Annotated in this window: 12 protein-coding genes; 6 read left to right on the top strand and 6 right to left on the bottom strand. The window is 44.1% G+C overall.

Features of this window, described 5'->3' with window-relative positions; all coding sequences use genetic code 11:
* The first annotated feature begins 245 nt into the window (after window positions 1-245).
* Complete coding sequence (gene msrB, locus ACN0QW_RS09595; RefSeq protein ID WP_417430931.1) at window positions 246-692, top strand: peptide-methionine (R)-S-oxide reductase MsrB; 447 nt, start codon at window positions 246-248, stop codon at window positions 690-692.
* Complete coding sequence (gene msrA, locus ACN0QW_RS09590; protein ID WP_417430929.1) at window positions 693-1,199, top strand: peptide-methionine (S)-S-oxide reductase MsrA; 507 nt, start codon at window positions 693-695, stop codon at window positions 1,197-1,199.
* 123 nt (window positions 1,200-1,322) lie between these two features.
* Here the strand turns inward: msrA and ACN0QW_RS09585 are convergent, their stop codons facing one another.
* From ACN0QW_RS09585 to ACN0QW_RS09570, 4 genes are all read right to left on the bottom strand, one after another.
* Window positions 1,323-1,706 carry a helix-turn-helix domain-containing protein gene (locus ACN0QW_RS09585; RefSeq protein WP_417430927.1) on the bottom strand — a complete coding sequence of 128 codons (384 nt, stop codon included), beginning with the start codon at window positions 1,704-1,706 and terminating at the stop codon, window positions 1,323-1,325.
* A gap of 46 nt (window positions 1,707-1,752) precedes the next feature.
* A complete protein-coding gene (locus ACN0QW_RS09580; RefSeq protein WP_417430925.1) occupies window positions 1,753-2,355 on the bottom strand; it encodes a Smr/MutS family protein in 603 nt (200 codons plus the stop codon).
* Between the two features lie 172 nt (window positions 2,356-2,527).
* A complete protein-coding gene (locus tag ACN0QW_RS09575) occupies window positions 2,528-3,793 on the bottom strand; it encodes a murein transglycosylase A (protein WP_417430923.1) in 1,266 nt (421 codons plus the stop codon).
* A gap of 66 nt (window positions 3,794-3,859) precedes the next feature.
* Window positions 3,860-4,594, bottom strand: a complete 735-nt coding sequence (locus ACN0QW_RS09570) for a Tim44/TimA family putative adaptor protein (RefSeq protein ID WP_417430921.1) — start codon at window positions 4,592-4,594, stop codon at window positions 3,860-3,862.
* Window positions 4,595-4,720: 126 nt separating this feature from the next.
* On the opposite strand from ACN0QW_RS09570, the gene ACN0QW_RS09565 reads away from it, so the two are divergent.
* Window positions 4,721-5,278, top strand: a complete 558-nt coding sequence (locus tag ACN0QW_RS09565) for an FxsA family protein (RefSeq protein WP_299371923.1) — start codon at window positions 4,721-4,723, stop codon at window positions 5,276-5,278.
* Between the two features lie 27 nt (window positions 5,279-5,305).
* Here ACN0QW_RS09565 and ACN0QW_RS09560 read toward each other — a convergent pair whose 3' ends face one another.
* Complete coding sequence (locus tag ACN0QW_RS09560; RefSeq protein WP_417430919.1) at window positions 5,306-5,851, bottom strand: thioredoxin family protein; 546 nt, start codon at window positions 5,849-5,851, stop codon at window positions 5,306-5,308.
* A 189-nt stretch (window positions 5,852-6,040) separates the two neighbouring features.
* Between ACN0QW_RS09560 and ACN0QW_RS09555 the strand changes: the two genes are divergently transcribed.
* Complete coding sequence (locus ACN0QW_RS09555; protein WP_417430917.1) at window positions 6,041-6,598, top strand: histidine phosphatase family protein; 558 nt, start codon at window positions 6,041-6,043, stop codon at window positions 6,596-6,598.
* Window positions 6,599-6,607: 9 nt separating this feature from the next.
* On the opposite strand, the gene ACN0QW_RS09550 is transcribed toward ACN0QW_RS09555, so the two are convergent.
* The gene (locus ACN0QW_RS09550) at window positions 6,608-7,525 is read right to left on the bottom strand and encodes a LysR family transcriptional regulator (RefSeq protein ID WP_417430915.1); all 918 of its coding nucleotides are present in this window, start codon (window positions 7,523-7,525) and stop codon (window positions 6,608-6,610) included.
* 139 nt (window positions 7,526-7,664) lie between these two features.
* On the opposite strand from ACN0QW_RS09550, the gene ACN0QW_RS09545 reads away from it, so the two are divergent.
* Both ACN0QW_RS09545 and secB read left to right on the top strand, forming a co-directional pair.
* Entirely contained in the window at window positions 7,665-8,318 is a 654-nt protein-coding gene (locus tag ACN0QW_RS09545; RefSeq protein WP_417430913.1) for a DUF2306 domain-containing protein, read from the top strand.
* A 123-nt stretch (window positions 8,319-8,441) separates the two neighbouring features.
* Complete coding sequence (gene secB / locus ACN0QW_RS09540; RefSeq protein ID WP_417430911.1) at window positions 8,442-8,942, top strand: protein-export chaperone SecB; 501 nt, start codon at window positions 8,442-8,444, stop codon at window positions 8,940-8,942.
* The last annotated feature ends 25 nt before the right edge of the window (window positions 8,943-8,967 follow it).

Here is an 8,967-nt window from a genome sequence, read left to right as displayed (position 1 = left end):
AAAGGGAGTAAATTTTCTAAACATGCTATTCCTTTTCTCAATTAGATGTTGGATCAATTGAGTCCACACCCTAGTTACCCATAATCGTCACCGCAAAATTGAAAGTTGAGCCGTCTGAAAAAATCTCTTCATATAAATTTCCATAGTTCTCTCTTCACATAAAGTTTATGGCTGGAACACTTGGCATTTACGGTCCATGCGCCCCATATTCCAATAAGAAATGATGATAAAAGGATCTTGTTGCCATGAAGACCTATAAAAAAAATCAAGAGGCAATCGCACAGCTAACCCCCGAACAATACCGGGTGACGCAGGAAAATGGAACGGAACGGCCTTATACTGGCGAGTATCTGGAAAACAAAGAGGTTGGTATCTATGTGGATATTATCTCTGGTGAACCCCTGTTTGCTTCATCAGACAAATATGAGAGTCACTGTGGGTGGCCAAGCTTTACCAAACCAATTGTGCCTGCACACGTTGCTGAGCTCAGGGATAGTACCCATGGAATGGAGCGCGTGGAAGTAAGATCCAAACACGGCGATAGTCATTTGGGTCATGTTTTCACCGACGGGCCAACTGACAAAGGTGGCCTCAGGTATTGTATTAATTCTGCTTCACTGAAATTCATTGCCAAAAGCGACATGGAAGCAGAAGGTTATAGTGAATATCTAGATCAAGTAGAGGACGTATAAATGACTGAAAAAGCCATATTGGCCGGCGGCTGTTTTTGGGGCATGCAGGATTTGATCAGAAAGCTTCCCGGTGTGGAAAAAACCCGGGTCGGCTATACGGGTGGCGATATTCAAAATGCAACCTATCGCGATCATGGTACCCATGCTGAAGGTATTGAAATTTTATATGATCCAGCACAAATCTCCTATCGACAGCTCTTGGAATTTTTTTTCCAGATCCATGATCCTTCCACACCCAATCGGCAAGGGAATGATCGTGGAGAAGCCTACCGTTCAGCCATTTATTATACCAATGAAGACCAACGACAAATCGCCATAGATACCATTGCCGATGTCGATGCCAGCGGCTTATGGCCCGGCAAGGTCGTAACCGAGGTAAAATCTGCGGGTGATTTCTGGGAAGCAGAGGCCGAACATCAAGACTATCTTGAAAATGTACCCAATGGTTATACCTGCCACTTCCCACGCCCAAACTGGAAGCTGCCCAAACGGGAATTAGCTGAGTAACCGCTGAATACTTTGAATCTAAAAGGTTAATCACAACAAAAGGCGCTTTTGAGCGCCTTTTTTTAAGCCCTGAAGATGAAAGTGCCCATATTAAATCTTGGGATGGCTAAATCTGGAAATTTGCTACTCAGAAGAAGAGTCCAGGTTGTCATCAAATTCTTCTCCCATAATTTTCATCATGGCTTCGATTTGTTCATCATCCAGCGTCGACATTTTTTCGGCGAGGCAGTTCGCAAAGTAAGTGGCTTTTGGGGATAATCCAGCTGTATTCACCGATACCTTGGGGTCAGATCTTATCGCCAGTTCTTCCAACTCTTCTGCATCATCCCAGATAATATTGAGATACTGACAGACCCTGTGCACAAAACGACGGCTTGGCTGCCCCCGGTGCCCGTGTTCAATGGACGACAGATACGCAGACGAGACCCCAAGGCCTTTTGCCATATCTTTGAGGGTAATCTTACGCTCTGCCCGAATTTCGCGCAACTTGTGTCCAAAGGGTGTCATGAAAACTTTATATAGCAATTACAGCGATGTATCGAGTAAACAGTCTCTAACTTTCTCGCCGCCTTTTCAAGAGAACATATAAAGCCCCGCTGCCACCATGGTAATGTTTGGCATGGCTAAAGGCCAAAATAGCACTGCGATTTGGTTCTTCATTTAACCAGTAGGGCACCATTGATTTCAAAACACCCTGTGACTTTGGCCCAGATCCCTTACCAGTGATCACAATCACATTACGCAAATCTCGTGCCCGGCAATCCCTGATAAAACGCTCCAAAGAAGTTTGCGCCTGTGCCTGTGTTTGACCATGTAGGTCAAGCACCGCGTCCATAGGAAGTTTACCCTTAATAAAGCGCTCAGCCTGTCGTCGATCCATATTTTCAACCTGTCCGTGGCTCAATGGTCCCGGACTTTGTTTTTTCTTACTTGGGCGAGGAGCCACAGGGGCACTGCGATAAGACTTAAACGGCGGATCTTCTTTCAGGTTTGGAATATCAGCTTCTATATGATCCGGGTCAAATTTCGGCTGAGGTAAAGCCCGACCAAAAACAAAGTAATCCCTGTTCTCCAATGGTTTAACTGTCGTAGAGACAGAACGCCAGAGGTCCGAATCCTTCATTTTTGAAGATATATTTTTATCTTTTTTGGCCACGCAGTATCACCGGAATAATAGGGAGACTAAAGAGACTAAATCGTCTCTTTTTACCGTCTCTTCTTGCGCCAATTATACTATTAGGTACGCGCAACTGATGCGGAGGTAATCAAGTTACCTGAAAATTGCAAGTATCTTCTCTGTTATTTTGCTGAAAAGAGTACGCCTTACCTTAGCCGCTAACTTGTTCCGTTAGCGAAATATTTTTTGGCAAAACCGTCTTTGGAAGTAACAGGTAATACTGTCCCTTTTGTTTCATTTTACCGGCCTGAGCCAAAGCAGGTTCCCCCGGCCCCCAAAAGAAATCCCCCCTTACAGGACCGCGAATAGCACTGCCCGTATCTTGGGCAACCATAAGCCTCTGCAATGGCTTCTGCGTCCCAGGCCATGTTGTATCCAGCCACAGGGGAACACCAAGGGGCATATGACCGGGATCAACCGCAAGGGAACGTTCAGGGGTCAAGGGAACCCCCATTGCACCAATAGGTCCGTCACCCTCTATTTTTCGAAAGAAAATAAATCTGTTATTCCGCTGCATAAGCTCATTTGCTTTCTCAGGGTTTTCCCTGAGCCACGTTCTAATGGACTGCATGGACATCTGATCACGCGGGATGATCTTCTCATCAATCAAAGCACGCCCGATGGCATAGAATTTATGCCCGTTGTTACCTGCATAGCCAACGCGAGCAACCTGACCATCCGGCAATTTTACCAAACCGGACCCCTGTACATGAAGGAAAAACACATCCACTGGATCATCAGACCAGATCACTTCCAGATTTTTGTCGTTGAGGGCACCGTCATCAATCTCGGTACGGTTATGGTAAGGGACCAGTCGATTACCTTTGACCTTTCCCACTATTGTCGTCCCTTTAAGTTCTTTATCAAAGTCGCTTAAGCGCACAGAAACAAGATCAGAGGGTACATCATAAAGGGGATATTTATAGATCTCGTCTTTGGTAAAAGATCCGTTTAATTCGGCTTCATAATAACCAGTAAAGAGGCCTTCCGGCTCTGCATTATTCTTCACATGATAAGGTGTCAGATTTTCTTGGAGCCAGACACCAAAATCGCTGTGATTATCCGAATTTGACATAAAACGCTTCAGATCATCACACAAAGCTTTCCAGTCTGCAGCTTTGCCAGCAATACCTTCTGGCCCTACTTTTTTGGTATCAGGCCATTTTTGATATCGGCCACAGCTTCGTTCCAACGCCGGATAGGCTTTGGCCAAGTCATCATCATGCCAGCCGGGCAGAGCTTCGTATCCGACAGGACTTAGCGTCAGGTTTTCTTCAATTTTTGTGCTTGGGGCAGGAGGTTTCGCGGCCTGGTCACAACTGGTTAAGGAAAACACCGCAAGGGGTAAAGAAACCAGCAATAATTTTCTGAGAACCCGTTGTCCTTTAATCGAAACAAATCGCGAAGAAACCTGCAAAGCTACCCCCATGGCTATCAAATAAACTGATAGCCTATAATCAAAGATTTAAACCTGTGTAGAAGCTTAATTGGGACTACGTGTTTCCACCAGTAACCAATTTGGGTCTTTACTTCTTGTATCACGGGTAAAGGTCCAGATATCGGTAACCTTGGAAACGTGATTTGGATCTCCAGAAACCGTATTACCATCTGTATCGCGGGTCACATTAACCTGTTCCGATACAAACTTGACGGTAACCACAGCATGACGCCCTGTCATTTCAGCTTCGATAATATCCACATCATTGATACCAACCATAACGGTTTCATGCGTTTGTTTCAGGGCTTCACGCTCATCAATAGCTGATTTGAAGTCGTGATAGACGTCATCATCTAAAAGATTACGAAGGGTTTTTGTATCGCCGTCAGCAAAAGACCCGATGATCATTTCGAACGCAGCCCCCGCGCCCTGCACAAATTCTGCAGGGTCAAAAGATCGATCCGACATCTGAATATCAGAAAGTCCTTCTGCCAGTGCAGAGTCAGACGGCAGAACATCTACTGCAACTTTTCCACTATGCAGAGAACCCGTACGGATTTCTTTATTTGGCGTTTCGTTAGAATCCAAAAACTGAGAATCGTCACTATGTCGATCTTCGCGATTAGGTAAATTAACGACATTATCGTTTTCAGCACGATCCTGAAAAGGGTCGTGATCGGGCTTCTCATCAAAGCCTGTGCGCTTACCAAGCGTACTGCGAAGTCTGAGGACGAGGAAAACTGCTACTGCAGCAAGAAGAATGATATCGAAAAAAGGCAAGTTGTTACCCATGTATGATTTGATTCAATAAATATCGATCAGCTACTAGTGAGAAACGACATTAATCACTATATTCATAATCACTTAATATAGATTAAATAGGCAAGTGCTTAAGAAAGAGCAAGTATGGGAATTGTTTTCCTTATTCTTTTTATCGGTATTCCACTGTTGGAAATCTCAGTTTTGATTCAAGTTGGTGATCAAATCGGCCTCTGGAGCACGATTGGTTTAATCATTCTCACTGCTGTCATAGGTACTGCAATGCTACGCCACCAAGGTATAGCAACGATAATGAATGCCCAAAAACAACTTAATCAGGGTGCTGTGCCCGCAAAAGAACTCTTCGATGGGCTATGTCTTTTAGCCGCAGGGGCACTTTTACTTACCCCCGGATTTGTTACTGATAGCATTGGCTTTGCCCTTCTTATCCCTCCTGTACGAGAGTTACTTCGAAATACATTGGGCAAAAGAATCTCTCATGGATTACAAAGTTCAAGATTCCAAAGCCAAGGTTTCCAAAATCAAAACTTCCGGGACCAAGGTTTTTCTAACCACTCACATTCAGATAATTCCAACGGCAAATCCCCCTTTGGCAAAGCTGGGTCCTGGAACAAAAATGACGACACCGTAATTGATGGTGATTATCAAGACGTCACCGAAAGCGATAAAGATCGTCTGAACTAATCGAACAATCCCTTATCCTTATCGCGATTATCGCCACTTTATAGAACACCCCATAGAAGCAATCTGTTCTCTAGGCCCTTGGCCATGTTCGACAACGCCAAGCATGGCTTCCAGAAGCTCTGGTCTTGCATTTGGAACTATCTGGGCAGTTGAGGCATTCAAACGCCCCCTATATTGCAAACCATCCTTGGCATCAAAACCAAAAAAATCAGGTGTACACACAGCATCATAGGCCCGCGCAACAGTCTGGCTTTCATCCAGTAAATAAGGGAAACTAAAATCGTTATCTCTACTGAATTTTTTCATATTATCCGGTGAATCAGCCGGATAATTCCGATAATCATTAGACATAATCATCGCGACCCCAATACCCGTGTCTTGAAGCTTTTTGGCATCACTCACCAAATCACCAATTATCGCTTTTACATAGGGACAGTGATTACAGATAAACGCGATTAACGTGCCATTTGGGCCCCTTACATCATCAAGTCCGGTTAGCTTACCATCCAGATCAGGTAATTTAAAATCAGGCGCAGACCAGCCAAAGTCACAGATAGGTGTTTTAATAAGCATGAATAATTATACCCTTTGATATGCTCTTTGCTTCATTAAACCCAGAAATACCAGCAGCGCTATTTGATTAAATAGTGCTATTTGGTTTTCAAGATTTTAATCTCTGTATATTCTCGTCCCTTGTAGCTGGTTATCGCACTCGTCTTTTACCAGATCTATAAAGCGTCAGATCTAATAAACGGGGTAAAAATGTACCTTCTCAGACACGGACAATCCGAGTTTAATGTAACCTATGCAAAAACGCGCGTTGACCCAAACATTCCGGACCCGGAACTAACTGACGAAGGCAGAGTCCAAATACACGCCGCAGCTCAGCATTTAAAAGACAAAGATATAACTAAAATTGTGGCAAGCCCCTATACACGAACGCTTCAAACTGCTGAAATTATCAGCGATATCTTGAACTTACCTATTCAGGTCGAAGAGTTGATCCGCGAACACGCTTTTTTTTCCTGCGATATTGGCTCCCCATCATCAAAGCTATCGCAGGACTGGCCACATCTGGACTTTGAACATATACCAGAATGCTGGTGGCCGGATTTAAATGAAACGGAACATCAGGTGAAATTGAGAGGTCAGGAGTTTCAGAAAAAAATGCTCGCATTTAGTGACTGGTCAAAAACACTGGTTGTTAGTCATTGGGCATTTATTCGTGGCTTAACCGGTCAAGAAGTAGATAACGGTGCCATCCTTAATATAGACCTTCAATCCCTCTCGATTGATAGCGCTATCTCAACGACAAAGTAACCACCACCCTTAGGAAACATCCCGGGTTATGTCCTGTGTAAGTTGACGCATCCACTGATGAGCCGGGTCTCTATCATTGCGTTGGTGCCAGATCAGTTTGATATCCACATCACGTACCGAAAACGGTGGCTCAAAAACCTGTAGTTCATAGCGTTCGAGAAAAGGTTGTACCAGCTCCATCGTCGTCGTCGCAATTAAATCACTGTTGGATACAATAATCGGACTTGCCATATTTGATGCAACCGTTGCCGCAATATTACGCTTAACAGCAAGCGGAAAAAGAATGTCATCCAAATATGAATGCCTGTTCCCATCGTTCGAGAACACTACGTGCCGAGCCTTTTTATAATCTGCCAAACTAAGCTGTCCCTGAATAAAGGGATGATCTTTTGCTGCAATCACAACGTGGTGGCTTTTGAATAGCTTTAATGTTTTGAAACGGGCGGGTGGGGAGTGACAAACCGTTGCAGCCATATCCAACTTATTATTTTCCATCATTTCAATGAGCTTGGAAAGCGGATGTGGATATAAGCTAATAGACAGATTAGGCGCCTCTTTCGAAAACCGATCAAGAATAAGCGGTGCATAGCGGGCAACCGCATGGTCGGGAAGGCCAAAATGAAAAATACGGTCAGAAGTCCGGGGATCAAAGCTTGATGGTTGTGTTATAACACCGTTGATCTGCAAAATAGCCTGAAAAATTGGTTCAGCAATCTCGTCAGAACGTGCCGTTGGATCAACACCATTTTTAGAGCGGATAAAAAGAGGATCATCCAGTGCGTGCCTTAATCTTTGCAGCGCATGACTTACAGCTGATTGCGACATACCAAGGTGATCCGCTGCACGCGAAATATTCCTTTCCGAATAGATCACGTTAAAAATTTTCAATAGATTCAGGTCAATATTAACATTATGAATTTTGTGCATGTAAAATATAATAAATATGCAGTGGCATAATATCCAGATCTATTCAAAATAATTGGTACCAAAATAAACAGGCGGCTCTTTCCTTGGGACTGCTTAAAATTAAAGCCATCAGAATAATAAATAGAGATTGGGTACAATAATGACGTTGCAATCCTTCGCCAAAAAAGGGGGTTGGCTCTTTATCATGCTATCGGCGACTGCCATATCTCTTTTATCCCTGCGGTTTATTCTACCAAATCCGCCCCATGTCGCCCCGGAAATTCTTGAGAACTATATCAACCATAAAACGGCTTTTCTTGCACATATAACCGGTAGTTTAACTGCGTTGCTTATTGGCCCCTGGCAATTTGTTACCGGACTCAGAACAAAAATCCCGAAATTACATCGATGGGCAGGGCGCATTTATATGGTTGCTGTTCCCGTCGGTGGCATTGGCGGGTTCATCATTGCTTGGTCTTCAGAATATGGCCCCATTGCTATAGCGGGTTTTGCTTTGCTCTCAGTTGTTTGGCTCTACGTAACCGGGAAAGGATATCTCTGCGCTAGAAGTCGACAGTTTCATGCACACAGCAGATGGATGCACAGATCCTTTGCTCTAACTGCTGCGGCAATAACCCTTAGATTGGGTTTGCCTATTGCTCCTGCCCTCGGATACGAGTTTGATACAGGCTATATTGCTCTGTCCTGGGCAAGCTGGCTCCTTAATCTGGGGATTGTTGAAATCTATCTCAGACTAAATACTTCTGATTTTGGGGGTATTACAAAATCACCACTTACTTCCATATCCACATAACCGCCGATTTATCCCCATTCTAGAGCACAATTTAATATGAATTTTTAATATCTGGCCTAATCCTTGGTTGTTCAGACCTTCAAAGCATGCTAGCCAATCAGGCAAACATTTAGGGAGCTTTTTATGGCTGAAGAAACAACCGCCCAGCAACAGCCGCTGGTTATCAAAATGCAGTTCATCAAGGATTTGTCATTCGAAAATCCACATTCACCGATGATCTACCCAATGATGTCAGAAAAGGCACCTCAGCTGGACATCAATGTTGATGTCACACCGACACAGCTTTCCGACACAGCATACGAAGTTGTTCTGAACATCCGTGGTTCAGCAACAATTGACGACAAGACTGCTTTCATGATTGAGCTTGATTACGGTGGAGTTGTTACCCTTGCCGAAGGTCTTGAGGCACAGATCGTTGAACTATTGTTGATGGTCGAATCACCACGTTATCTTTTCCCATTTGCGCGCAACATCGTTGCTGATATTACAAGAGACGGTGGTTTCCCGCCATTGATCATGAACCCGATTGATTTCCATCAGATGTTCATGCAACGCAAAAGCGAAACTGCTGCTGCCGAAGCAAACGCTGAAATGGCAAAAGACGAAACAACAGCAGACGCTTAAAGTCTTCTGACATACGTTTAAGAAA

It is taken from the genome of Kiloniella sp. (assembly GCF_048259265.1).
Taxonomy (GTDB): domain Bacteria; phylum Pseudomonadota; class Alphaproteobacteria; order Kiloniellales; family Kiloniellaceae; genus Kiloniella.
The sequence above is the reverse complement of the archived record's forward strand: the minus strand, read 5'-3'. Positions and strand labels throughout refer to the sequence as shown.

What these genes read in the sequence shown, in the direction of transcription:
- msrA (WP_417430929.1), top strand. Translation starts at nt 693, where the DNA reads ATGACTGAAAAAGCCATATTGGCCGGCGGCTGTTTTTGGGGCATGCAG.
- ACN0QW_RS09555 (WP_417430917.1), top strand. Translation starts at nt 6,041, where the DNA reads ATGTACCTTCTCAGACACGGACAATCCGAGTTTAATGTAACCTATGCA.
- msrB (WP_417430931.1), top strand. Translation starts at nt 246, where the DNA reads ATGAAGACCTATAAAAAAAATCAAGAGGCAATCGCACAGCTAACCCCC.
- ACN0QW_RS09545 (WP_417430913.1), top strand. Translation starts at nt 7,665, where the DNA reads ATGACGTTGCAATCCTTCGCCAAAAAAGGGGGTTGGCTCTTTATCATG.
- ACN0QW_RS09560 (WP_417430919.1), bottom strand. Translation starts at nt 5,851, where the DNA reads ATGCTTATTAAAACACCTATCTGTGACTTTGGCTGGTCTGCGCCTGAT.
- ACN0QW_RS09585 (WP_417430927.1), bottom strand. Translation starts at nt 1,706, where the DNA reads ATGACACCCTTTGGACACAAGTTGCGCGAAATTCGGGCAGAGCGTAAG.
- ACN0QW_RS09565 (WP_299371923.1), top strand. Translation starts at nt 4,721, where the DNA reads ATGGGAATTGTTTTCCTTATTCTTTTTATCGGTATTCCACTGTTGGAA.
- secB (WP_417430911.1), top strand. Translation starts at nt 8,442, where the DNA reads ATGGCTGAAGAAACAACCGCCCAGCAACAGCCGCTGGTTATCAAAATG.
- ACN0QW_RS09550 (WP_417430915.1), bottom strand. Translation starts at nt 7,525, where the DNA reads ATGCACAAAATTCATAATGTTAATATTGACCTGAATCTATTGAAAATT.